A 26394-nucleotide genomic window follows, 5' to 3' on the forward strand; every position below is an offset into this window, starting at 1 on the left:
CAGAACCATAAAAAGCCAACCAAACTTAATTAAGGTATTTAAAAGTGAAAAAGAAAATAAATTAGACAAATAACTTGGTTGATAGTATCGCCATAGCGTCAAAGCTCGCCTATAGTCCAGCCGCCCGAGCTACACATTGCTACAAAGTTAAGTGATCGCAGGGTATTTTTTGTGAAACCAGAGCGGCTTATAGCCATCAAATAACGAAAAGTAGAAAAATTGGCAAATGTAGTGATAGTTGGCTCCCAATGGGGAGATGAGGGTAAAGGTAAGATTGTTGACTGGTTATCAGAGCGCGCTGACGTTGTGGTGCGTTTTCAAGGAGGCCATAATGCGGGGCATACGCTCGTCATTGATGGCGTTTCTTATAAATTAAGCTTGCTCCCTTCCGGGATAGTTCGCAATGGGAAAACTTCAGTCATTGGTAATGGTGTTGTCGTTGATCCCCACGCATTGGTTGCCGAAATTGGTCGCCTGCGCGAACAAAACGTCACCATCAATACTGACACATTGAAAATTGCAGAAAACGCAACGCTTATTCTATCCCTCCACCGTGAGCTTGATGGCATACGCGAAGGCTCAAGCGAGGGCACAAAAATAGGCACAACCAAGCGAGGCATCGGCCCCGCCTATGAGGATAAAATTGGCCGTCGCGCTATACGCCTCATGGACCTAGCCAATTTGAACAGCCTACGCGGCAAGATTGATCGCCTTTTAGGACATCACAACCCATTAAGGCGCGGTCTTGGCCAACCTGAAATTTCTGCAGATGCTATTTATAAAGAGCTGGAAGAAGTAGCCCCTATCATTCTTCCCTACATGGCTGCCGTTTGGCGCCTTCTTGATGAACACTGCAAAAAAGGTGACCGATTACTATTTGAAGGGGCACAAGGCGCGCTTCTTGATATTGACCATGGCACATACCCCTATGTCACTTCATCAAATACCATTGCAGGTCAAGCATCCTGTGGCTCAGGCCTTGGGCCTGATGCCATAGACTATGTGCTTGGCATCACAAAAGCCTATACAACCCGCGTTGGCGAGGGTCCTTTTCCCACAGAACTAGATAATGAAGTCGGTCAATTTTTGGGCGAACGCGGCCATGAATTTGGAACTGTCACAGGTCGAAAACGCCGATGCGGCTGGTTTGACGCGGTCCTTGTACGCCAAACAGCGAAAATCTCTGGCATCACCGGTATCGCACTGACAAAACTTGACGTACTTGACGGCCTCGATGAACTAAAAATATGTGTTGGCTATAAGCTAGATGGTAAAATCATCGACTATCTGCCCGCATCAGAAGGCGCTCAAGCACGTGTTGAACCTATTTATGAAACACTGGAGGGCTGGCATGATACAACTGTCGGCGCTAGAACTTGGAATGAATTGCCAGCTCAGGCCATAAAATATGTTAAACATATAGAAGAACTTATCCAGACTCCTGTCGCTTTATTATCCACTTCTCCCGAACGCGACGATACTATTCTTGTTCAAGATCCATTTCAGGACTAGAATTAGATTAAATAAGAAAATATGGAACTATCATGGCAGACTATCGTTCAATATTAGATCGCGCGATTTCAGGCTTAACTGAAAACACCGAAGATGCCCGTCGCACAATTTATGACAAGGCCAGAGGCGCACTCATGCGTCAACTCTCGTCTCTCGAGCCTCCGCTTTCACCTGCCGAAATCTCAAAACAGCGCCTCCAACTTGAAGAAGCTGTAAGGGATACGGAAAACGGATTTAATGGAATATCTGATCTCGAAAGTGCCGTTTCAGATGCTGTCAATAATATTGAAGCCGATGTGCCAACAATGGAACAGCCTGAACCTGTGGCTGAACCAACACCTGAAGCCGTAGCTGAACCAACGCCTGAACCCGTAGCTGAACCAATACCCGAACCCGTAGCTGAACCAATACCCGAACCCATAGTTGAGCCAACACCCGAACCCATAGTTGAGCCAACACCTGAACCCATAGTTGAGCCAACACCTGAACCAGTCACCGAGACAACACCAGAAAATGCCGAAATGCCAACGGCAATAACGGATCCTGATCTTGATCCTTTAATTGCCCTAGCTGAAAATTTATCTAATCAAACAGGCGATGCACCATCTCTTGAAGAAGCTATGCCTGACGTTGAACAGCTCACTAAAGCAAGTATTCCAGATATACCAGAAGTTCCAGAAGTTCCAGAAGTTCCAGATACGACACTAGAACTAAAGGGTCTCGACATCATTGAAGAAGCCGAGCAAACCCTTAAAGGCATTGATGCCGAAAACTTAAACCCATTGGACGAATTGAAGCAAACAATAGCAGAAGACACTCTGCCTGATGTGGATGTATCAAATTTTCCGGATATCAATGAACCAAGCACAACATTAGATACCCCCGACGATCAAACACCCCTCGATGAGATAGAAGCACTCGCCGATACACAAACATCCGAGATGCCTGAGGAATTTGATTCATCAGAGACACCAAATATCAGTGAGGCCAATAGTGATGAGGCCGCTCTCGTTGCAGCCGCTGAGAAAAACCCAAGCAGCAAAGGTCTGTTTTGGATTTTAACATTACTCATTATCTTTGGCATAGGTGCTTTTGGCTGGGCCAAGCGTGATGCACTAGAACCAACAATTGCACCGCTCTTTGAAAAAGTACAAAAATCGACCACCGACTTCTTTAGTTCACTAACGCAAAAAGAAGAAACCGTAACGACACCAACCGCAACAAATGAAAATGCATCTGACCTTCCACAAAAAGCTGAAGACCGTATTTTAGACACACCATTAGAGGTCGCTCCTAAAGAAACTGAGCAAATCAGCGCACCAGAAATAACGCCTGGAAATAGGATCACCCTGCCAACTGAAGAGCCTGCGAGCGTGCCTTCAAACACACCATCCCTACCCTCCTCTACTTCTGAGGCGGAAACAGTTACACCGGTCGTGCCAAACGTTGAAACACCGAAGGAAGAGCCTATTGTAACGCCGCCAAATAATACTGATGCGTCACAAGCGCCCGCTGACACAACACAGGCAACAACAACGCCTGTCACAAATATTTTTACAGCCAGCGCTATATTTTATGAAGAGCGGAAAGATTCAGGGCGCCCCGATGTATCAACAGGTAATGTAACATGGGAACTCATCCCAGAGGGCAGTGAAGTTATTGGCTCAACGAGCCTGCCTTCAGTGCGCGGTAACGCGCGCGTTCAAAACCGCGATTTAAATGTGCGTTTTGAGATCATGCGCAATCTTGATGAAGCACTACCCGCCAGCCATTTGATCGAGATCGAATTTAAAACCGGACAGCTTTTTGCTAATGACAGCATTAATAATGTTGCCGGTGTTTTGATGAAAGAAAATGAACAAGATAATGGCCAGCAATTAATCGGCGCGGTCGTCAAAGTATCTGACAATGTTTTCTGGATAGCCATGTCAGCTCGTGCGGCCGACCTCGCCAGCAATGTCGACGCGATAAAGAAACTTAAGTGGTTCGATATCCCAGTAACTTTTGCCAGCGGGAAACGGGCAATATTAACTTTGGAAAAAAGCGCAGCTGGCACGAAAGCTTTAGAACAAGCATTCATCTCTTGGGAGAAATAAGTCGCCTAATCGATCAATGATTAGGCGCTTCAATCGCTTCAATATTTGATTGCAGCGATTCACGAGAGAGGCGTTTTACAGCGCGTTGAACTTTCTCAAACGCGCGCACCTCAATTTGGCGTATTCTTTCACGACTGACGCCAAACTCTTCGGAAAGCTGCTCTAACGTTAAAGATGGCTCTTCTATACGCCGAGCCTGAAAAATGCGCGTTTCACGCTCATCAAGCACATCAATTGCTTCTTTCAAAAGCGCACGGCGATGATCAAGCTCTTCTTGCTGCTCATAGATCACATCAGGCGTATCGCCTTCATCGACCAACCAGTCTTGAAACTCCCCTGCTCCATCCTCTGTACGAATAGGCGCATTAAGTGACTTATCACCTGACATGCGTTGGTTCATTGAAAGCACGTCGCTTTCAGAGACACCGAGGCGGGTGGCAATTGTAGTCACCTGTTCAGGGCGCAAATCGCCATCTTCAACGGCTTGAATTTGCCCTTTAACTTTACGTAAGTTGAAAAATAACCGTTTCTGGCTGGCGGTTGTACCTATTTTCACAAGCGACCAAGAACGAAGGACATATTCCTGAATAGAGGCTTTAATCCACCACATCGCATAGGTGGCTAGGCGAAATCCTTTGTCGGGGTCAAATTTTTTCACGGCCTGCATCAGCCCGACATTACCCTCTGAAACAACCTCGCCAATCGGCAATCCGTAACCCCGATATCCCATCGCCACTTTAGCAACCAGTCGCAAATGGCTTGTAACCATTTTCTCGACCGCAGCTCTATCACCGTGTTCCTGATATGCTTTCGCCAACATGAACTCTTCTTGAGGTTCAAGCATGGGGTATTTGCGAACCTCAGAAAGGTATGAAGACAGACCGCCATCACCTGATGAAATTGTCGGAAGATTGCCTTGCGCCATTCACAAATCCTTTGGTCTTGCCGTCTATCGATAGAGAACCCATCGACACTGATATCATATCATATAAGAATTATATCAATTATTTTCAAAAAACTAATCAAAAATATGGCAATTCAGTCTCATTCAAGCAAAGACTTTAAGGGCCACCAAAAGGCGGCCCTTACAATTCATGGATTAAAATTGAAGCGATTTCACCTGAATAACACCTTCAAGCGTACCAATATCTCGCAATAAATCTTCCGAAATATCACCATCAACAGCAAGAAGTGCGATTGCTTCATTGTCTTGCTCTTTGCGGCCAAGATTAAAAGTAGCAACATTCACGTCATATTTGCCAAGCATTGTTCCAAGGCGACCGATGAAGCCAGGCTTATCATAATTGGTGATATAGAGCATGTTGGATGAGAATCCACCGTCCATATTGATGCCTTTAATCTGAATAATCCGCAACTTACCATCTGAGAAAACAGTGCCAGCCACTGAGCGTTCTTGTTTCTCCGTTGTTATCGTCAAACGGATATAATTCTCATAAGCACCCTCTTGTGCGCGAGCCACTTCCTCGATTTTAATACCACGATCACGAGCAACGACTGGCGCAGAAACCATATTCACCGTCTGTAATAAAGGTTGCATCAATCCTGAAAGAGCCGCAGCCGTCAAAGCCTTGGTATTCATTTCAGCAACATCACCTTCATACTCGATACGAACTGACTTAATACCCGTTTCCGTGGCTTGACCGGCGAACAGACCAAGATTTTCTGCAAGCTTAACAAAAGGCGTCAGCTTCGGTGCTTCTTCAGCAGTGATTGAAGGCATATTCAGCGCATTGCTCACAGCACCTTTCATCAAATATTCTGACATTTGCTCAGCAACCTGCAAGGCCACATTTTCTTGTGCTTCAGAAGTCGCCGCACCTAGGTGAGGTGTGCAAACCACATTTGGTAAATCAAACAAAACGTTTTCATTCGCAGGCTCTACTTCAAAAACATCAATCGCAGCTCCCGCCACTTTGCCAGCTTTCAACGCTTCAGCCAGATCAGCCTCAACAATCAAACCACCACGGGCACAATTGATAATACGAACACCGTCTTTCATTTTTGCAATGGCTGCGGCATCAATAATATTGCGGGTTTTATCTGTGAGTGGCGTGTGCATCGTGATGAAATCAGCACGCGCAAAAAGCTCGTCCAATTCCACCTTTTCAATGCCCATATCAGACGCACGTTCAGGGGTTAAAAATGGGTCAAAGGCAACCACTTTCATTTTCAAACCAAGAGCGCGATCAGCAACAATAGAACCGATGTTACCCGCGCCAATAATGCCGAGCACTTTGGATGTTACTTCAACGCCCATAAATTTGGACTTTTCCCATTTGCCTTTTTGTGTCGACATATCCGCTGCCGGTATTTGCCGAGCAACAGCAAACATCATCGCAATTGCATGTTCAGCTGTGGTGATTGAGTTACCAAAAGGCGTGTTCATAACAATGATGCCTTTCGCTGATGCGCTAGGTATATCAACGTTATCAACGCCAATACCTGCACGTCCGATAACTTTAAGATTATCAGCAGCCGCAATAATTTTTTCCGTTACCTTTGTCGCAGAGCGAATAGCCAGACCATCATATTGACCGATGACTTCAAGAAGTTTGTCTTTGTCTTTGCCAAGGTCTGGCTGGAAATCAACTTCAACGCCGTGGTCTTTAAAAATCTGAACGGCTGTTGGAGAAAGTTTATCTGAAATGAGTACACGAGGTGCCATAGGAGGAGTTCCTTTTGTCTTTTAACCGACCAATGCCGGATTAGCCTTTATCAGGCCATGAGAGTTTGAAAGGTAAATTAAGCAGACTTTGCTGAAGCTTTAAGAGTGGCAAATGCCCAATCGAGCCATCCGGTCAGTGCTTTAAGGTCATCGGCTTCAACTGTTCCACCTGCCCAGATACGAAGTCCGGCTGGTGCATCGCGATAAGCCCCGATATCATAAGCAACGCCTTCTTGATCGAGAAGTGCTGTTATCTTTTTCGCAAAAGCTGCCTGTTCATCAGTATCAAGCGCAGCAATTTCAGAATCTGAAATCACCAGACACACTGACGTGTTGGAGCGAGTGGCTGGATCATCAGCCAAAAAATCAACCCAATCGGTTGTTTCAACCCAATCATTCAGTACAGCAAAGTTAGCGTCCGCACGGGCACAAAGTCCTGAATAGCCGCCAACAGATCGCGCCCAGTTCAGGGCATCAAGATAATCTTCAACACACAACATAGAAGGCGTATTGATGGTTGCGCCGGTAAAGATACCTTCGATCAATTTGCCACCTTTAGTGAGGCGGAAAATCTTAGGTAAAGGCCATGACGGCGTATAGCTTTCAAGGCGTTCAACAGCGCGTGGTGACAGAATGATAACACCGTGGCCGCCTTCACCGCCCAGCACTTTTTGCCAAGAGTAAGTGACAACATCGAGTTTATCCCACGCCATATCCTGCGCAAAAACCGCTGATGTCGCATCACAAAGCGTGAGGCCTGCGCGGTCGCTTGCAATCCAGTCGCCATTAGGAACCCGTGCACCAGAGGTTGTGCCATTCCATGTAAAGCAAACATCATCGTCAAAATTAACCGCGCCAAGATCCGGCAAGTGGCCATAATCAGCATGAAGCGAGGTTACATTCTCAAGCTTCAATTGCTTGGTCACATCGCTGACCCAGCCCGCGCCAAAGCTTTCCCATGATAACATGGTCACACCGCGTGCGCCGAGCATAGTCCACATGGCCATTTCGAAAGCACCAGTATCTGAAGCTGGCACAATGCCAATTCGATAGTCATCCGGCACGCCTAAAAGAGCGCGCGTCTCGTCAATGGCTTGTTTGAGTTTTGATTTGCCAATTTTTGCCCGATGAGAACGGCCAAGTGCCGCATCTTGGAGGGCATCAAGTGACCAATTAGGTCTTTTAGCACAAGGGCCAGAAGAAAAACGCGGATTTTCCGGCCGCGCAGCCGGTTTCATTGTATCTGTCATAGTCTATCCTCACAGATAGTTTGCCCTTCGTTGGGGAAGGGTGTCCCACCTGCGGAGATATATTTTTGGGATGAAGGTGTCAATTGCTAAAAAGCGGTAATGACCAATTTATTTTGCAACGCAGCAAAATAAGCTTTAGTGCAAACAAAAAGCGGCGGGAAAACCCACCGCTTTTAAAATCTATAAACCGTATCTATCTTTTATTTAAAGATAGGCGAAGGCGCTTGATAAGAAGGTTTAGCACCACCGAATGTATAGCGAAGACCAATTCGCAACTCGTGGCCATCTAGATCATCTGATACGATTGGACCAACAGCAGTCTGAGCAACATCACCACCATTGATGCGCGTATAGCGATAAGAGCCATCAAGCGCGAGGTTGTCATTCAACTCATACGACAAACCAGCTTGTAGGTTCCAAGCAAAACGAAGGTCATCTTCACCTTCGAAAAGCTGATTTGCTTCAGTTGATGGGTTAGCAGCAGCAAGTTCAAGAGGGTCTGCACCAGGCGTGTTACCAGCTGTTGGGTTATTTGAGCTAATGAACGTACCATAATTAAGATAAGCGAAACCAACACCACCGCCAACATAAGGCGTAAAGCCATTAAAGCTGCCTGCATCAATATAAGCATTTGCAAAGAATGTAGACAGGTCAAGTGTTTGGTCTAGGCCTAATGTACGGTCACCAATTGTTGGGAATGCTAGACAAGCACCACACTCAATTGTTCCGTCAAGGTCTTTATTCGTTCTGTGATCCGCTGTTAGGTCAAACCGTAGGTATTTACGGAATTTATAACCAATACCACCGCCAAAGACGAGAGCATTCTCAGCATTTTCATTATCAAATCCAGAACTGAAACCAGCTACATCATTTTGAAAGACAGTATCAGGCTCAGACCAGATAGAATATCCGATATCACCACGCAGATAAAAACCACCACCTGCTGCTGCAACAACCGGTTTGTGCTCGATGACGGGCGCTGGCGGGTCCAGATCTGCCGCTATAGCGATAACTGACGACAAAGCTGTCGCGCTCAAAGCGACAATGCCGACTTTTAAAAAACGGCTCATTGAGAAATCCTCTTCTTACTGTTTGCCACAAATGGTAGCCAAGATTAAACCCAGCGTTGCAGAGGATAATGAGCCAAAATACTTAAAGTGTTATTAACCACGTAGATTAATCATAATGCTTAACAAAAAAAACGTGTAAATCATAAAACACAACAAGTAATCGTTAATATTTTTTCGGGAAATATTAATTTTATATTAAAATAGGCGGCATAAAGCATAGCCAAAGACCAAAGAGACAAAACAAAACAGAAATTTAATTATTAAATAGCCAATGATAAGGCTTAGGCCGCAGATTTCGCAACAGCATCGATAATATCATCGACCACGCCTTCTACCGTTGTGTTGTCATCGCCTTCGGCCATAACCCGGATAAGCGGCTCTGTTCCTGATTTGCGGATAACCACGCGGCCAGCATTGCCAAGTTTCAAACGCCCATCATCAATGGCTTGCTTCACCTTGTCATCCTCAAGCGGCTCACCGCCGGTGTAACGTGCATTTTTGAGAATTTGCGGGACACGCTCAAAGCGGTGACATACTTCGCTCACTGGCTTATCTTCATTCACGACAACCGATAACACCTGAAGGGCGGCCACAAGGCCATCGCCTGTGGTTGAATAATCAGATAAAACGATATGCCCCGATTGTTCACCACCTACATTAAAACCATTTTGACGCATGTGCTCGACAACATAACGGTCGCCAACCTTTGTACGCGCAAGAGCAATTTTCTGGTCGTTTAAGAAGCGCTCAAGACCAAGGTTTGACATGACCGTGGCAACAATACCATCTTTAGAAAGACGCTCGCTCTTCTTCCATGATTGACCGATAACCGCCATCAACTGGTCGCCATCGACCACATTGCTTTTTTCATCGACAATAATAACCCGGTCCGCATCACCATCGAGCGCGATGCCAATATCTGCGCGCACTTCGCGCACCTTGCGGCGCAAAAGATCCGTATTGGTTGAACCGCATTCCTTATTGATATTCATGCCATTTGGTTCAACACCAAGCGAGATTACCTCAGCGCCCAGTTCCCATAATACTTCCGGTGCCGCCTTGTATGCCGCACCATTTGAACAATCGATCGCAACACGCAAACCTTCAAAACTGATGCCACGCGGTAAAGTGCGTTTGGCATATTCCACATAACGCTCAACAGTTCCCTCAACCCTGCGCGCGCGACCAAGATCGCTACTATTAGCAAGTTGACTCGTGAGGTCACTATCAATCATTTTCTCAATACGTTGTTCCAAATCATCTGACAGTTTATAGCCATCTGGTCCAAAAAGCTTGATGCCATTATCAGAAAACACATTGTGTGACGCAGAAATCATCACACCAATATCCCCGCGCATAGAGCGCGTTAGCATCGCAACACCTGGCGTGGGAATAGGTCCCAACTGCAAAACATCGACACCGACAGATGTAAAACCTGCCACAAGGGCTGTTTCGATCATATATCCTGAAAGGCGCGTATCTTTACCAATGACCACCCTATGACGATGGTCACCATTCTTAAAGATTAACCCAGCCGCCATACCAACCTTCATGGCTATGTCTGGAGTAATCGGCCAGGCATTTGCTTGGCCGCGAATACCGTCAGTTCCAAAATATTTGCGCACCATAGTCAAACCCTGTTCCATATTTAATCAAGCAAAGAAAACCTTCTATACCTGATTGTCCTTAAATATTTGCGAAATTCCTGCAAATACAATTAAAGCATCACCTTTGACATTTTTCGTGAACACAAAAGGCCCTTGATTACGATCAAGAGCCTTTTGTATGTTTAAAATTAGGCGAAAAATTATCCTTGTGGTTGTGGCTCCATACCACCCGTATCAGGTTCATCACCAGATGCTTTTTTGCCCGTTTTAGGAATAGCCGAGCCACGGGTCGAGGATGTATCATCGCTATCATCCCTTTTGGGAGGAATGCCCTTGATGAGATCTTTGATCTCCTGCCCACTTAAGGTTTCATACTCCAACAAGCCATTGGCAATAATTTCAAGTTCATCATTGTGATCGGTCAAAATACGCTTGGCTGTATCATAACCGTCATCCACATAGCGCTTTATTTCCTGTTCAATGGTTTTTTTAGTTGTTCCGGAAATAGTCGTATTACTGGCACCATACATAGCCTGTTGTTCATTAGGCCCATAATCAATCATGCCCAGCTCATCAGACATGCCCCACTGGGTCACCATCGCGGTGGCCAATTGGGTCGCCATTTTGATGTCACCAGATGCACCTGATGTCACTTTCTCATGACCGAAAATCAGCTCTTCCGCCATACGTCCACCCATGGCTACAGCTAAATCAGCGTAACATTTTGCGCGCGTCAGTGAGACTTGATCTTTTTCTGGCAAGCGCATCACCATACCAAGCGCACGACCACGCGGAATAATTGTCGCTTTATGGATAGGGTCAGATGCTTCCATATGAAGCGCGACCAAAGCATGACCAGCCTCATGGTAAGCGGTGAGTTTTTTCTCTTCTTCACCCATCACTAGAGTGCGTCGTTCCGCACCCATCATGACTTTGTCTTTAGCGTCTTCAAATTCAGCCATTGTGACAATACGTTTGGACCGGCGAGCCGCAAGCAACGCTGCTTCATTCACAAGGTTCATCAAATCAGCACCTGAGAAGCCCGGCGTACCACGCGCAAGCACTTTCAAATCAACATCCGGCGCCAAAGGCACTTTGCGGATATGAACTTTGAGGATTTTTTCGCGCCCCGTAATATCCGGATTTGGAACCGTGATTTGACGGTCAAAACGACCTGGACGCAAAAGAGCAGGATCAAGAACATCAGGACGGTTTGTGGCCGCAATAATAATCACACCTTCATTCGCCTCGAAACCATCCATCTCGACCAAAAGTTGATTGAGGGTCTGCTCGCGTTCATCATTACCACCGCCAACACCGGCGCCACGATGACGGCCAACCGCATCAATCTCATCGATGAAAATAATACACGGTGAGTTTTTCTTCGCCTGTTCAAACATGTCTCTAACACGCGATGCACCAACACCAACAAACATCTCAACAAAGTCAGAACCGGAGATCGTGAAAAACGGTACATTAGCTTCACCAGCCACAGCACGCGCAATCAGCGTTTTACCAGTACCTGGAGGGCCGACAAGAAGAACACCGCGCGGGATGCGACCACCGAGACGTTGAAACTTCTGTGCATCGCGCAAAAATTCAACAATCTCTTCAAGATCCTCTTTCGCCTCATCAACACCGGCCACATCTTCAAACATCACGCGGCCTGATGATTCAGTCAAAAGTTTAGCTTTTGATTTGCCAAAGCCCATTGCTTTGCCACCGCCACCTTGCATTTGGCGCATGAAAAATATCCAAACGCCAATCAAAAGAAGCATCGGGAACCATGAAATAAGAGCACTGAAAATAGGTGAGCCTTGTGCTTCTGGCTCCACATTGATCACAACACCTTTAGCTTCTAAACGCTCAATCAAGCTGGGGTCATCAGGCGGAGAAAATGTTTTAAATCGACTACCATCACCAAATGTGCCTGTTACCTGGCCTGCTTCAATAGAAACCTTGTTGACGCGACCATTATCGACTTCACTCATAAATTCGGAATAAGGAATAGTACTTGTTGCAACCGTTTGGGTTGGACTTTGGAAGAGCTGGAATAGCGCCACCACCAACAGCATAATAACAACCCATAACGCAAAATTTTTGAAATTCGAGTTCATAAACAACCCTTTTTAAATTACCGCACCATTCTAATGATGCTCTCTTAAACCTATACATAGGTACACACATTAGAATATTAAAGTTCTATATCCCCTGAAAATGCCTTCTTGTCACCCTTTTAGCATCTTCACGGTAAACAGCCGCTCCAACGCACGCTTAATTGGGAAATCAAATTGCGTACAATAACGGTCAAAAGCCCCAAGAGCTCTCGATAATGAAAGCTCTTTTCGCATCACTTCTGATTTGATAATAAAATCCGAAATCTTATCATTTCCATCATAAATACATCCAAAAGGCATGGACACAAGAGCGCGCTTATCAAACTTGGTTATCTTCGAAAAGAGATAGTTATCGTCCGCGTCAATATAGTCAGCAATATCACCTTTTAAATCAAACCCGCTCGACACCTCGATATCGTGACCTAGATCATCATTCGGCGTTAGCCAAAACCGTTGGTCCCACAACATTGGTCCGTTTTCAAGCCGTAAGACTGGTGGCAGATTGCGCACTTCACGATTGAGAATCAGCTGTGATTGATGTGTGGTTATTTGAACTCGTGCAAGTGTTGATGAATCAAGCCTTTGCAGTACGTCTAAAACTTTCATGGCCGGTGGCAGATAATCGCGACCACCAACAACCGACAGTAATACCTGCAAGATAAAAACGGCCAAAGGCAAGGGTTGTTCATCAAGCTTGGAGCGCTGAAGATATACGCAATCAAAAGAACTCACATAACAATGCAGCTCAATAAAACGCGCTGCATCCAATGCCATTTGGCTGCGATAGCGGGCATGAATGGCGGCGTAATCAATTAACTTCTGGGCAAGACCCGGCTCATCCGCCAAGTGAGCACGTACACGTACACGCTCATATTGTTGGTCTTCATTGCTTGGATCATCCACCCACTCAACATTGTGGCGGGATAAATAGGCCCGTAATTCAGTGCGACCAATATCAAGCAATGGTCGACATGCGATGACATGACATGCGGGGTTTGGGGTAACCAATGTTATTGTTGCCATGCCCGATAGCCCACGATTTTGCTCATCTGTACGTGTGAGACGCATCAAGAGGGTCTCGGCTTGATCGTCGCGCGTGTGACCTAAGGCTAAGACTTGAATATGGGAACGAGAACAATGCGCAGCCATTAATGCGTATCGCGCAGTGCGCGCAGCGCTCGGCAAACCTGTTTCTGGCTTATCGCCAAACCATTGCAATACATGATGTTCAACACCCATGCCCTTGCAAAGTCGCCCCACATAAGCCGCTTCATCGCGTGAAGCCTCACGCAATTGATGATCAACAGTTATGGCCGTAAGTCTTTTGCCGTGAGAAAGCGCCCAGTGATGCAAGAGATGTAATAAAGCGAGTGAATCGCTCCCACCAGAAACCGCAACAGCGATATGCTCGAAATTATCAAGCTCTTGAAATAAACGATTTGGCGCTAGAGAATGAGCTGTACCCACCGGAACAGAATCAGGAACAGTTAGACCGAACTTGTTCGTCTTGCGCGGCTATTTGAAGTGAGCGAGAAACATCAGGAAAACGGGTGAACATTTCATCCAAAGTCGCACAGGCCGCATCCAGTTCTTGAAGCCTTGCTAGCGACAATCCAAGTTTCAAAAGACTGTCAGGCGCTTTATTGCTATCAGGAAAAGCTTTGTAGCTCGTTGAAAATTCTGCAACGGCATTACTAAACTGACCACGTACAAAAAATGTCTCTCCAAGCCAGTAGCGCGCACTGGGGGCAAGCGAATGATTTGGATAGAGTTGCGTGAACTGGCGCATATTTTCTTCTGCAGCAGCATAGTCGCCATTAATAATTTGCGTATAACCAAGATTATAAAGTGCATCTGGATCATTCTGTGGACTGACACTCAATGTGCCAATAGAAGCAACACCATTTTGTTGCAACAAAGGATCGCGACTTTCTGGTAAACCATCTGGAGCATTACCACCCAGATTATTAGTTTCTGTATTCGAGCGAATAGTTGACCCAATATCAAGCGGTTGTTGAACTGTATCAGCCTCAACAACAGCAACTAGATCAGCGTCGCTCCCACCTTCAGTGCTTTCAATAATCGATCCCAATGTCGTCTCACGCTCACCTGTGGAACTTGGGGCATCCAAATTAGAACGCTTTCCGCCGTTTTCTAATTCCTGAAAACGCCCTTCATTGTCTTCCTGCATGATGTTAATTTGCTCTTGAAGACGCCGTGTTTCAAAAATAAGTTGTTCAATTTGCCCAGTCAACTGGCGCACCTGTTCCTGAAGCTCGTCCACGCGAATACTATTAGTCGCAACGCCATTGCTATTATTTGCAATACCTTGCCCGAGCTGTTTTTTTGATTGAGCTACAATAATCACTCCATTATCAGGCGCACGATTAGACTGCGTTAAATCACGTGGAGGTTCTAAATCTGGATAATCCCGTGCTCGTCCATTATCTCGCCAGAAGAAATGATCTAACACCGAACCAACACGTGATGGCTCAAGGTGCTCCTTGGCGTGAGCTGAATGCGTGGCAAAGCTCAATGATGATAAAATTAGAGCGGCGCTGAACGCCAAAGCTGTTGAACGGGTCATGTAACTCTCTTGCGATGTGATATCACTCAATACTGCTTATCATAAAACAACAGAAGTTCGGCTAAACTTTGACACAACAATCAACAAATTTTTGTCACAAACAAAAAGGCGCCGCTAAAAGCGACGCCTTTTCAATATTTCTCAGCAACAATTTCAAGATACGATCTTAAAATTTCGCCTTTTATGAGTTTCCACCGTTAAGAACAGTGACTGTCCGTCTGTTTTGTGACCAGCAAGAAATATCATTACAAACCGCGACAGGACGCTCTTTACCGAACGACAATGACTTAATCCGATTTGACGCGATACCTTTTGAAATCAGATAACGTTTGGTCGCTGCTGCACGGCGTGCACCAAGAGCCAAGTTATACTCGCGTGTACCACGCTCATCGGCATGACCTTCAACAGTAAAGTTATAGTTTGGATATTGACTTAACCATTGAGCCTGACGATCAAGAATCGCCTTGCCCTCTGAATTCACCGAGCTGCTGTTGACAGTAAACAGAACACGGTCACCAACATTAACAACAAAGTCTTGCGGTGAACCTGGCTTAGCAACTGAAGCATTAGCACCGGTCCCCAGACCAATACCTGCACCCGACTGAGTAGGTTTTTTTGCACAAGCACCAAGTGCAACTGCGGCAGTAATAACGACCGCGATCCCAAAAGTGCGTGATTGACGAATTTTAGTAAACATTAAAAGAACTCCACATTACCCACATAATCATTGGGCCCATATCTCACATAGTTAAAATTTATATGACATTTCGAGTTAAGGCGGCGTTCAGAGACTTGGTTAAAAAACAATAAACTTTTCGCGCACCAGACCTTGGTGCGTCTTCTCGTCTAATTGTGACTAAAAAGTGGTAATTTTCTAACAAGCCCTATTATGGGGTTAGATTCCCTAGAAAGTGACAATTTTACAACCCCAAGAGAAGAAAAGACCTCTTAATTGATGCGTGGGGACCATGCTGGGTCTGAACCAAAACCCGGTGTTGGGATTTTTTGCTCATTATAGCCAGTCACATCAACAGACCATAATTTTGGTCCGCCGCTCGTACCTTGTGTCTCCCGGAAGAACATCAATACACGCCCATTAGGCGCCCATGTAGGGCCTTCATTATGGAACCCTTCGGTCAAAATACGCTCTCCAGAACCATCAGGCTTCATCACACCAATCAGGAATTTACCGCCAGAACGCTTGGTGAAGGCAATCCAATCTCCATTCGGTGACCACACAGGGGTTGAATAAGAACCATCGCCAAAAGAGATCCGCGCTTGGCCTGAGCCATCAGCTGACATCTTGTAGAGCTGCTGCCTGCCACCTCGATCCGATTCAAAAACAATGAAACGGCCATCAGGTGAATAAGAAGGTGATGTATCAATCGCCGTTGCATTGGTCATTCGCGATGTCGCGCCAGAGCGTAGGTCCATTGAAAAGATATTGGCGTTACCGTCCTGTTGAAGGCTCATTATAATACGCTGGCCATCAGGCGAGAAACGCGGACTGAACGTCATGCCGGGGAAATTACCAACAACCTCACGTTGTCCGGTTTCAATATTCAATAGATAAACTTTGGGCTGGCTACCTGGCACGAAAGACATATAAGTGACTTCTTGGCTGGTCGGGCTAAAGCGTGGGGTCAGTACCAAGTCATTACCATTGGTCAAAAAACGAACATTCGCACCATCTTGGTCCATAATAGCAAGACGTTTGCGGCGCTGTTGTTTGGTGCCTGTTTCATCAACAAACACGATGCGCGTATCAAAGTAACCCTTTTCACCCGTCAGCTTTTCATAAATCGCATCGGCAATAATATGGGCCACACGACGCCAGTTTTGTTCTGTCGTTGAAAACTGCTGGCCTTCTATTTGCTCTGAGCCAAAGACATCCCACAAACGGAACTGTGCAGTAACTTGACCATTAGCAACCGAAACGGACCCCGTCACAAGCGCTTTGGCATCAATCGCTTTCCAATCATCAAATTTTGGCGCAACATTTGGGTTCGTGATATTTTCAACAAAGGTGGCACGATCAAGTGCTTTGAAAAATCCAGAACGCTCAAGATCGGCCGCGATAACGTCAGAAATGCGGGCAGCATAATTTGTGTCACCAGCACCCGGCAGCATGGTAGGAATAGCAATAGGCAACGGCTCAATATTGGCTCCGCGAACCTCAATTGACACTTGCGCGCGGGCAGGCAAACTTAACATGAACATCAAACAAACCATCGCAGTTAGAGCGACAATACGAGATATCAAAGAATATATATGAACCATGGATCTTCCGATTTATTTTCTTTGTTGGTGAGACAGATATCACACTAACCCAATTTATGGATAAAATGTGACTTCAAGATTTTCCCATTCCGAATATTTATTTGCTGGTAGCTTATAAGGCTGGCATTTTTCAATTGCTACCTTAACAGCATTCTTAACTAAAAAGGCACCGCCACTGCCATCAAAACCGGAAACACTAACAACATTGACACGCCCTTTAAGACGGCCATCTGGTGAAAGCCGTGCTTTGACCTTGGCCTGAAAATCACGCCCCGCGGAATAGCCCGGTGGCAATGACCAACAGCGTTGTATAGCATCCCGCAATCCATCAAGCTCGGTCTGCGTCAATTTTGCGCCCGTTCTGCCGGTTGATGTACCTTTAGATGCAGTCTTCTTAGGCTTTCCACCAGCATTGCTTGCAGGTTTTTTCTTATCAAGTAAGTCAGGCTTTTTAGCTGCCGTTTTCACTTTTGGTCTCGGATTCAAGCGTGGCGCAGGCGCAGATGGTGCTGCAGGTTTGGCAGTCGCCTCTTTAACTGGTTCCGGTGTGGCCGTTACCTCTTTGATTGGTTCAGGCTCTGGTGCATCTTCAATGATATCAGAAAGCGGGTCTTTCGGCGGAGCTATCTCAGTAATTTCTGGCGGCTTTGGCCTCTCAGGTGCTGGCTCCGGCAAGGGTTCTGGCACAGGTGCTGGCTTAACTTCTTCAATAGGTTTTGGCGGCTCAGGTGGTGTTGGCTCTGGCTTCACTTCTTCAATAGGTTCAGGTGGTGTTGGTTCTGGTTCTTCTGGCTTTGCTTCAACCGGTTTTTCTGCGACCTCAGGCACCGGTATTGGATCAGGCGTTTCAACAGGTGTCTCAACAGGACCAGGCGCTTCAGATATCTCTTCACTTGCAACTTCAGGTGTCTCGACTATCTCTTCACTATCTATGACTTCGGGCGCATCACGCACGCCTTTTGTCAAATCGGTTACTTCAGCGATAGTGACAAATTCAACAGGCAAAGCTTCAACAAAATCGGATTCCAATGGTTCAGGCGCAAAAGCGACCAATCCCCAAAAGAGAATAATCGCATGACCACCAAGTGAAACGAAAGGACCGACGCTACGCATAGCTATCCGGCGCTCTCATTAATCGAAACAAGACCAATTTTTTTATATCCAGCAGAACTAATCGTCCCCATCACTTTCAACACAGCGCCATAGTTGGACGCACGATCGCCGCGCACCAAAATGCGCTCATCGAAACCAGAACCTGCGTCAGCCAGAGCCGTTAGTTTAACAATAAGGTCGGCCTCAGAAATTTCATCTTCCTGTAAAAACAATTGCCCTTGCCCGTTCACTGAAATGGTGATGGGCTTTGTATCCACATTCAACGCTTTTGCTGCCGTTTTAGGCAAGTCAACAGGCACGCCTGATGTTAAAAGCGGCGCCGCGACCATGAAGATGATCAACAACACAAGCATCACATCCACAAAGGGCGTCACATTAATTTCACTGATAGGCTGTGAATGACGTCGTCCGCGACGACCGCGACGACCTCCCCCACCCCATGATCCAACTGACATTCCCATAACAAGGCTTCCTTAAAGTAGATATTTTACGCTGCGTGTTGCTCGTCTATTTGACGCGACAAAATGGATGAAAACTCATCGGCGAAACCTTCCAGCCGCGCTGTTAATTTACCGGCAGATGAGGAAAGTTTATTATACGCAATAACAGCAGGGATCGCGGCAGCGAGGCCAATTGCTGTTGCAAGCAGCGCTTCAGCAATACCCGGCGCAACAACGGCAAGGCTTGTATTTTTTGACGCTGCAATCGCCTGAAATGCCTGCATGATACCCCAAACAGTACCAAAAAGACCGACAAACGGAGCGGCTGAACCAACGGTTGCTAAAAATAAAAGACGGTTTTCAAGTCGCTCAGCTTCCCGCGCGATTGTCACATCAAGCACTTTATCTAGGCGCATTTGCAAACCAACAAAGGAACTTGCACTTGCTTCATGACTACGCTTCCATTCTTTCATCGCAGCAACAAACAAAGCCGCCATGCCATGGGTCGTGCGCGCCGAAAGAGATTTATAAAGCTCTTCAAGCGATTGGCCCGACCAAAAAACGCTTTCAAAACGATCCAATTGCTTCTTGGTTCGGTTATATAAGATTGCTTTATCAACCATAATGGCCCAGCTCCATACAGAAGCGAGAAGCAGGCCAAGCATGACCACTTTAACAACAATATGCGCTTCTAGAAAAAGTCCAACAAGAGAAATGTCGCTGGGTGCAGCCAGTGCAATCTCGGTTATATCAGCTGGGGTCGCCATATTTGTATTTCCTCATGACCGTGTAAACTTAATTCATCACTATCGGGTGTATTTAAGCATCGGCCAGTAGCCTTTGTTTCTCACACCGTCTCTGTTGCGCGCAAATTGGGCAGAACAACGGCGCAACCCAAAACAGCCCCCAAAAAGAGCCTCTTCAAATCACACAAAACCAGAAAGCCATTTTTGTAGTTAATAAACAGTAACTATTATGGCAATTACCACTAAAATGGAGAGGTATTCTAGTTCACAAGTGCTTGAATAAGCCCATCAGGTAAGCGTCTTGGTTTTCCATCTTTGTTAATAAGCACAACAATCACATCAGCTTTGGCGATAACAAGCTGATTACGTAGCATTTTTTGCTGCATCATCAACCGAGCCCCTTTGCAATCCGCGACCACAGTTTCAACAGTCAATATATCGTCAATATGACTAGGTGCGGTAAAATCAAGCGAGATACTCTTCACGATGAAATACAGCGGCTCACCAAAAAGCCCCTCTTCAAGCTTCACATGATTGATTTCTTTGAGCCGTAAAAAATCAGAGCGACCTCGCTCAAAAAAATGCAAATAACGCGCATGATAAACAACACCGGTAAAATCAGTGTCCTCAAAATAAACCCGCACAGCTAGCTCATGACCGCGCGTCGTCAATTTTCCAGCAAGGTTAGAAGGTGTGTCAGGCTGCATCATAAAATCGATATAGCTTTAAAGCCTATCTTCTATCAAGTGCTCAACCATGATACGATAGAGTATTCACTTAATATCAGGCAGTTCAACACTTACTTTCATAGCGGCATACCAAGCAGCCAGGTTTTCAATATCTTCATCCTTGAGGCCTTTAGCGATAATGCTCATCTGATGGTGTTTACGTGCACCACTGCGAAAAGCAATAAGCTGCTTTTCAATATAAAAATCGCTTTCGCCGGCCAAATTAGGTGCTTCGGGATTCACGGCTAATCCATTTTTCCCATGGCATACATTGCACTTTAAAGCGGTTTTCTTTCCAGCCTTCAAGTCAGCGGCGTGACCAAAAATCACGCCGCCAAAGAATACCAGAAAAAAGCTAAAGATACCTTTTTTCATGATCCAGCCTATTTCTCATATGAGATGCGGTAAACGGCACCTGCAAGGTCATCCGACACCAAAATGGAGCCGTCTTTCAATTGCGCAACATCAACGGGGCGACCGAGATATTCGTCGTTTTCGTCTTTCCAACCTTCTGCAAAGGGAACCATTTCACCAGCAGTGCCATCTTCGTTCACAGGAGTGAACATAACGCGGGCACCCATCGGATCTGTGCGGTTCCATGAACCATGCTGTGCAGAGAAAATGCCCCCTTTATATTTCGATGGGAACATTTTCCCTGTGTAGAACATCATGCCCAAATCAGCAGCATGCGCTGTAGTTTCAACTTGTGGATGCACAATGCCCTCAGGCGGTATTTCGTCTTTATATTCATTAGTTCGCACGGTGCCGCCACCATACCACGGGTGACCAAAATGCTGACCAGCTTCTGTTTGACGGTTCAGCTCACCTGGCGGAATGTCGTCTCCCATGCCGTCGACCTGATTATCCGTAAACCACAACTCGCCATTGGCTGGGTTGAAGTCTTGTCCTACAGAATTACGCACGCCATAGGTGTAAACCTCTTTGCCGGTTCCATCCGTATTGATACGAATGATGCCACCAATGCCCGTTTTTCTATAGAGATCCATTTTCTCTTGTGGCGCTACATTGAAGGGCTGACCAAGCGAGATATAAAGCTTCCCGTCCGGCCCCACATCGCACACACGCGTGGTGTGATTATAGCTTTCTTCATCTGCAGGTATAAGATCGCCCTTTTTCACCACGTTGAACGCAGCAACATCTGGACCTTCATAAAAATACTCAGCAGCAGGGAAAACCAACACGCGATTTTGTTCAGCAATATAAAGGAACCCGTCTTTAGAGAAACATGGGCCATTTGGAATGACGAAATCAATCGACGGGGCAAAATCTTTCACTTCATCAGCAATACGGTCTTTATTGCGATCAGTAACAGACCAGATTTTGGTTTTGCGTGTGCCAACAAAAGTAACAACGCCTTGTGGTCCAACAGCCATATTCCTTGCATCTGGCACAACAGCATAAAGGTCGATTTTAAAGCCCGCCGGCATCTTAATTTGCTTTAATGTTTCACGAATAGCGGCAGCATTGGCTCCGCCCTGTTCAATGAATTCAAAGTCTGTAACACCCGTGGTTTTAAACTTGCTCAAAGTCTCTAAGTTATCCGCCTTAGCAGGGGATAAGGCCACAAAAGAAACTATAGCGGCAGTAAAAAGTAAATTTCGTAAAGACATTGTATTTCCTCCCAAAAATTGCATTTCTTTATATTATATATCAGCAGTAAATTTGGGCACTTATAGTAAAATTTGAACAATGCCACATCACTACAATATCTATATTATTCAACTTTTGAATTTATTCAAACGATTAATGATAAAAACTAAAAACGACCGATTTATAACTACTAGAATAAACATATAATCTCAGTTTTTATCATGTGCGGCACTGCCCTATTACATAGCTAACCTTAGGAGTGCGCACTAATATTGGCGCCATCTATTCTTGACATTGTCACATGAATAGATAGGTTCAGAGCAATCGAGGAGAGTCCCGGGTTAAGGGTTCTGAGAGGCGGTTACATTCCACCGCGATCCTTAATACCTGATCCAGATGATGCTGGCGAAGGGACGATGTGCTCATTGGATGCTTGCATCTGCACCGCGCCTTTTCGCCCATCATAATTTAATGGAACGCTTTAGATGGGCGCACAAACAAAATCGATCAAAATCATTGGTGCGGGCGTCGCAGGACTAACCCTTGCCGCTGAGCTTGTGGAATACGGTTGCGCGGTCAGCGTCTACGACAAAGGCGATCACATCGGCGCCAGCTCTTGCTCTTGGTATGCTGGCGGCATGTTGGCACCATGGTGCGAGCGTGAGAGCGCCGAAGAACCCGTCGCCCGTCTCGGCTGTGAGGCAGCAGGATGGTGGCAAGAACGGGTTGGCGATGTGGTCCATAAAGGCTCGCTCATTGTAGCTCAACCGCGCGATATGGCAGACCTCACCCGCTTTGCCCGCCGCACAGAAAACTATGAATGGATTGATGGCGCGCGCATTGCCGAGCTTGAGCCTCACCTTGAAGGCCGCTTCAACAAAGCGCTCTATTTTCCAAGTGAAGCGCATTTAAACCCACGCGATGCCATGACCTCGCTCAGTGATTATGTTCAGGAAAAAGGTGCGCATCTGCATTTTAAGGCCGATGGCTTTGATGCTGAAAAGACCGACATCACCATAGATACCCGTGGCCTCAGTGCTCGCGACGCTCTAAAAGACTTGCGCGGTGTGAAGGGTGAAATGCTGATCATTCGCTCAGATGAAATCAGTCTTGCACGTCCCGTCAGAATGCTGCATCCCCGCATTCCGCTTTACATTGTGCCCCGCGCTGATGGTCACTTCATGGTTGGCGCAACCATGATAGAAAGCGGCGAGCGAGGCCGCATCACAGCGCGTTCCATGATCGAGCTGCTCTCTTCAGCCTACGCCCTTCATCCTGTATTTGGCGAAGCAGAGATTGTCGAAATCGGCACGGACGTGCGCCCTGCCTTCCCTGACAATCTACCCCGCATCATCTTGCAAAACGGCACCTATTATATCAACGGTCTTTATCGCCATGGCTTCCTACTAGCGCCAGCGATGGCCCGCATGATGCGGGAAGTCCTCTTAGAAGGAACCACACCAGAATGCTATTTCAACTTGGGAGACATAGGCAATGAAGCTTATCGTCAACGGGCAACCGCTTGAAGCAAGAGCGGTAACCCTTACCGCTTTGCTGAATGAACTAGGCTATGAAAACGCGACCATTGCGACCGCCGTCAATGGTGACTTTGTGCCAGCCTCATTTCGCGCAGATACAAAGGTGAATGATAATGACCGCATCGAAATTTTAGCCCCAATGAAGGGTGGATGATGGTTACCTTCTACGACACATCTGTCTCATCACGCTTTATGCTTGGTACATCGCTTTATCCCTCGCCTGCGATTATGTGTGATGCCATCCGTGAGAGCGGATCACAAATTATCACCGTCTCCCTGCGCCGTGAATCTGGCGCCCAAAAAGAGGGCCAAGATTTTTGGGGCATCATCAAAGAGCTGGGCGCAAAAGTATTACCCAACACGGCTGGGTGCCACACCGCAAAAGAGGCGATCACCACCGCCCTCATGGCGCGTGAAGTCTTCGGCACACCGTGGATTAAACTCGAAGTCATTGGCGAAGCGGACACCTTGCAGCCCGATGTCTTTGGCCTTGTGGAAGCCGCCCGTGAACTCAACAGTCAAGGCTTTCAGGTTTTCCCCTATACAACGGATGATCTGGTCGTAGCAGAACGCCTGCTTGAGGCGGGGTGTGAAGTGCTTATGCCATGGGGTGCGCCCATTGGCTCGGGGCGCGGCATCAACAATCGCTTTGCGCTTAGTGCTATGCGCGCCCATTTTCCCGATACCCCACTGGTCATTGACGCAGGGCTTGGCAAACCATCACACGCAGCAGAAGCCATGGAGCTTGGCTATGATGCCATCCTTCTCAACACCGCTGTTGCCAAAGCAGGCGATCCTGTTTTAATGGCCAAAGCCTTCGCGCTGGCGATTGATGCTGGTCGCATGGCCTATGAAGCAGACCCCATGGAACCGCGCGATATGGCGGCTCCTTCTACCCCCGTTCTAGGCAAGGCTTTTTTATAAATGAAACTCGACCCCTTCTACCCCATCGTGGATAATGCCGATTGGCTGACACGGCTTTTGCCTTTGGGCGTCAAACTCGTGCAACTGCGCATGAAAGATCGCCATGGCGCGGTGCCCGATGAAGTGACACAGCGCCTTGAGATCATCCGCGCCCGCGATTTATGCGACGAGTTTAACTGCCAGCTTATCGTCAATGATTTCTGGCAAATCGCGATTGATGAAAAATGCAATTATATCCATCTTGGGCAAGAAGATCTCGATGAGGCTGACATGAAAGCTATTCGAAAAGCAGGCATCAAGGTTGGCATTTCCACCCATGACGACGATGAGCTAGAACGCGCCCTCACATATGACCCTGACTATGTTGCGCTTGGCCCGATATACCCAACCATTTTGAAAGCCATGAAATGGAACCCGCAAGGCTTAGAAAAAATCACGCGTTGGAAAAAGCGCATCGGCACCACTCCCCTGTGCGCCATCGGCGGGCTTAATCTTGACCGGCTTGATGGCGTGATAAATGCCGGCGCAGACATCGCATCAGTGGTGACCGATATCACGTTCAATGAAAATCCTGAGGCGCGGTGTAGCGAGTGGATTGAGCGGACGAGGAAATGACCCCTTCTGACAATAGCGCTCCATGCCTTTTTTGGTTTCGCGAAGATTTGCGCCTCAAAGATAATCCCGCCCTTCATGCCGCCATTGAAAACGGCCAACCTCTCATTTGCCTTTTTATTTATGATGAAAAAAGCGAAGCACCATGGGCTGCTGGCGGGGCCAGAAAATGGTGGCTTCACCATTCACTCAACTCACTGAAAAGCGATATTGAAGCACTTGGCAGTAGGCTGACGTTGCTCGCTGGCTCTCAAGAATATCTCATTCCTGACATTGTTGAAAAAACCGGGGCAACCCACGTCTATTGGACGCGCCGATATAGTCCCTCTCAAATAGAAATAGATAAGCGAATTAAAGCCACGCTAGAAGCCAAAGACATCAGTGTCACCAGCATGAATGGGCGCTTGCTGCATGAGCCTTGGCATTTCAAAACAGGGTCTGGACAGTCCTATCGTGTGTTCACCCCGCTTTGGAAGGCCATGAAAGCGCGTGGCACGGTTCGAGAAGCAATCAAATCAGCTGACTCAATGACATGCGCAAAGCATTCCTTGCAATCACTCGAATTAGAGGAGCTGGACCTTCTACCAACATCACCCAATTGGGCTGAGGATTTTTCATCACAATGGCAACCCGGAGAAGCAGGGGCACAGCAAAGATTAGCGCGCTTTATCACTGACGCGGCCGCTCATTACCGTGATGCAAGAAACCGTCCAGACAAACTGGGCACATCAGGCCTATCTCCCCATTTGCATCACGGTGAAATCAGCCCTGTTCAAATTTGGCACGCCATCAAATTCGCTGTTGATGCTGGTGACATTCCCTTAGATCAGGCGGATGTGTTTTTGTCAGAAATCGCATGGCGCGAATTTTCATATGTGCTGCTGTTTCATAATCCAGACATGCTGACCAAAGAAATAAACCCCAAGTTTAGCGCTTTTCCATGGCGCCAAGACAGCACCAAACTACAAGCTTGGCAGAGGGGCCAAACCGGCTATCCCATTGTCGATGCGGGTATGCGTGAACTATGGCAAACAGGCTGGATGCATAACCGTGTGCGCATGATTGTTGGCAGCTTTTTGGTCAAGCACCTTTTGATTGATTGGCGTGATGGCATGGCATGGTTTTGGGACACATTGCTTGATGCTGATATTGGGGCGAACACAGCGAGCTGGCAATGGATTGCTGGCTGCGGTGCTGATGCCGCCCCCTATTTTCGTATTTTCAATCCGATGCTTCAAGGCGCAAAATTCGACCCAAACGGTGACTACATCAGGCGCTTTGTTCCCGAACTGGAAAAGCTACCCAACAAATATCTCAATGAACCATGGGAAGCGTCGACAGCTATTTTAAAGGAAGCAGGCATTGTCTTAGATGACACTTATCCGCACCCAATCGTGGATCACAAAAAAGCGCGTGATCTTGCACTAACAGCCTATCAAAGAACGAAGTCCCCTCTCTAGTCCGGCCATTTAATTAC

The 26394-nt window shown here is 46.8% G+C and carries 23 protein-coding genes and 1 riboswitch; of the genes, 7 read left to right on the top strand and 16 right to left on the bottom strand.

Annotated elements, in window-relative coordinates; translation table 11 throughout:
- Positions 1–219 precede the first annotated feature (219 nt).
- Positions 220–1512, top strand: a complete 1293-nt coding sequence (locus ABJ081_00530) for an adenylosuccinate synthase (GenBank protein MEP6355151.1) — start codon at positions 220–222, stop codon at positions 1510–1512.
- A 32-nt stretch (positions 1513–1544) separates the two neighbouring features.
- Complete coding sequence (locus ABJ081_00535; protein ID MEP6355152.1) at positions 1545–3608, top strand: hypothetical protein; 2064 nt, start codon at positions 1545–1547, stop codon at positions 3606–3608.
- 13 nt (positions 3609–3621) lie between these two features.
- Here ABJ081_00535 and rpoH read toward each other — a convergent pair whose 3' ends face one another.
- The 16 genes from rpoH to ABJ081_00615 all read right to left on the bottom strand — a co-directional run bounded on the left by rpoH (position 3622) and on the right by ABJ081_00615 (position 21863).
- The gene (gene rpoH, locus ABJ081_00540) at positions 3622–4533 is read right to left on the bottom strand and encodes an RNA polymerase sigma factor RpoH (protein MEP6355153.1); all 912 of its coding nucleotides are present in this window, start codon (positions 4531–4533) and stop codon (positions 3622–3624) included.
- Positions 4534–4707: 174 nt separating this feature from the next.
- Entirely contained in the window at positions 4708–6294 is a 1587-nt protein-coding gene (gene serA / locus ABJ081_00545) for a phosphoglycerate dehydrogenase (GenBank protein ID MEP6355154.1), read from the bottom strand.
- A gap of 77 nt (positions 6295–6371) precedes the next feature.
- Positions 6372–7544, bottom strand: coding sequence for a phosphoserine transaminase (locus ABJ081_00550; GenBank protein ID MEP6355155.1), 1173 nt, complete (start codon positions 7542–7544; stop codon positions 6372–6374).
- Between the two features lie 200 nt (positions 7545–7744).
- The gene (locus tag ABJ081_00555; GenBank protein ID MEP6355156.1) at positions 7745–8614 is read right to left on the bottom strand and encodes an outer membrane beta-barrel protein; all 870 of its coding nucleotides are present in this window, start codon (positions 8612–8614) and stop codon (positions 7745–7747) included.
- 281 nt (positions 8615–8895) lie between these two features.
- The gene (glmM, locus tag ABJ081_00560; protein MEP6355157.1) at positions 8896–10242 is read right to left on the bottom strand and encodes a phosphoglucosamine mutase; all 1347 of its coding nucleotides are present in this window, start codon (positions 10240–10242) and stop codon (positions 8896–8898) included.
- Between the two features lie 179 nt (positions 10243–10421).
- On the bottom strand, positions 10422–12338 hold the full coding sequence (ftsH, locus tag ABJ081_00565; protein MEP6355158.1) for an ATP-dependent zinc metalloprotease FtsH: 1917 nt from the start codon (positions 12336–12338) through the stop codon (positions 10422–10424).
- A 111-nt stretch (positions 12339–12449) separates the two neighbouring features.
- Positions 12450–13805 (bottom strand): tRNA lysidine(34) synthetase TilS, encoded by a 1356-nt coding sequence (gene tilS / locus ABJ081_00570; protein ID MEP6355159.1) that lies wholly within the window; start codon positions 13803–13805, stop codon positions 12450–12452.
- Between the two features lie 10 nt (positions 13806–13815).
- Positions 13816–14925 carry a tol-pal system protein YbgF gene (gene ybgF / locus ABJ081_00575; protein ID MEP6355160.1) on the bottom strand — a complete coding sequence of 370 codons (1110 nt, stop codon included), beginning with the start codon at positions 14923–14925 and terminating at the stop codon, positions 13816–13818.
- Positions 14926–15106: 181 nt separating this feature from the next.
- The gene (pal, locus tag ABJ081_00580; GenBank protein ID MEP6355161.1) at positions 15107–15622 is read right to left on the bottom strand and encodes a peptidoglycan-associated lipoprotein Pal; all 516 of its coding nucleotides are present in this window, start codon (positions 15620–15622) and stop codon (positions 15107–15109) included.
- Positions 15623–15873: 251 nt separating this feature from the next.
- Positions 15874–17157 (bottom strand): Tol-Pal system beta propeller repeat protein TolB, encoded by a 1284-nt coding sequence (gene tolB, locus ABJ081_00585; GenBank protein MEP6355162.1) that lies wholly within the window; start codon positions 17155–17157, stop codon positions 15874–15876.
- A gap of 102 nt (positions 17158–17259) precedes the next feature.
- Positions 17260–18318: a hypothetical protein gene (locus tag ABJ081_00590; protein ID MEP6355163.1), complete on the bottom strand. Its 1059-nt coding sequence runs from the start codon at positions 18316–18318 to the stop codon at positions 17260–17262.
- Between the two features lie 2 nt (positions 18319–18320).
- Positions 18321–18779: a protein TolR gene (tolR, locus tag ABJ081_00595; protein MEP6355164.1), complete on the bottom strand. Its 459-nt coding sequence runs from the start codon at positions 18777–18779 to the stop codon at positions 18321–18323.
- Positions 18780–18805: 26 nt separating this feature from the next.
- The gene (tolQ, locus tag ABJ081_00600) at positions 18806–19525 is read right to left on the bottom strand and encodes a protein TolQ (protein ID MEP6355165.1); all 720 of its coding nucleotides are present in this window, start codon (positions 19523–19525) and stop codon (positions 18806–18808) included.
- A gap of 239 nt (positions 19526–19764) precedes the next feature.
- Complete coding sequence (locus tag ABJ081_00605; GenBank protein ID MEP6355166.1) at positions 19765–20214, bottom strand: YbgC/FadM family acyl-CoA thioesterase; 450 nt, start codon at positions 20212–20214, stop codon at positions 19765–19767.
- Between the two features lie 63 nt (positions 20215–20277).
- Entirely contained in the window at positions 20278–20607 is a 330-nt protein-coding gene (locus tag ABJ081_00610) for a cytochrome c (protein MEP6355167.1), read from the bottom strand.
- Positions 20608–20615: 8 nt separating this feature from the next.
- Entirely contained in the window at positions 20616–21863 is a 1248-nt protein-coding gene (locus tag ABJ081_00615; protein MEP6355168.1) for a PQQ-dependent sugar dehydrogenase, read from the bottom strand.
- 297 nt (positions 21864–22160) lie between these two features.
- Positions 22161–22274, top strand: a riboswitch (TPP riboswitch).
- 54 nt (positions 22275–22328) lie between these two features.
- Here ABJ081_00615 and ABJ081_00620 point away from each other — a divergent pair.
- From ABJ081_00620 to ABJ081_00640, 5 genes are read left to right on the top strand one after another with little or no spacing between them, the layout of a single operon-like run.
- Complete coding sequence (locus ABJ081_00620) at positions 22329–23369, top strand: FAD-dependent oxidoreductase (protein ID MEP6355169.1); 1041 nt, start codon at positions 22329–22331, stop codon at positions 23367–23369.
- Complete coding sequence (thiS, locus tag ABJ081_00625) at positions 23338–23535, top strand: sulfur carrier protein ThiS (GenBank protein MEP6355170.1); 198 nt, start codon at positions 23338–23340, stop codon at positions 23533–23535. Before ABJ081_00620 ends, thiS begins: the two co-directional genes overlap by 32 nt.
- Positions 23535–24305, top strand: a complete 771-nt coding sequence (locus ABJ081_00630; protein MEP6355171.1) for a thiazole synthase — start codon at positions 23535–23537, stop codon at positions 24303–24305. The genes thiS and ABJ081_00630 overlap by 1 nt, the downstream gene beginning before the upstream one ends.
- On the top strand, positions 24306–24920 hold the full coding sequence (locus ABJ081_00635; GenBank protein ID MEP6355172.1) for a thiamine phosphate synthase: 615 nt from the start codon (positions 24306–24308) through the stop codon (positions 24918–24920).
- Complete coding sequence (locus ABJ081_00640; protein ID MEP6355173.1) at positions 24917–26377, top strand: deoxyribodipyrimidine photo-lyase; 1461 nt, start codon at positions 24917–24919, stop codon at positions 26375–26377. Before ABJ081_00635 ends, ABJ081_00640 begins: the two co-directional genes overlap by 4 nt.
- Positions 26378–26394 lie beyond the last annotated feature (17 nt).

This window comes from Hyphomicrobiales bacterium (assembly GCA_039989895.1).
Taxonomy (GTDB): domain Bacteria; phylum Pseudomonadota; class Alphaproteobacteria; order Rhizobiales; family JACESI01; genus JACESI01.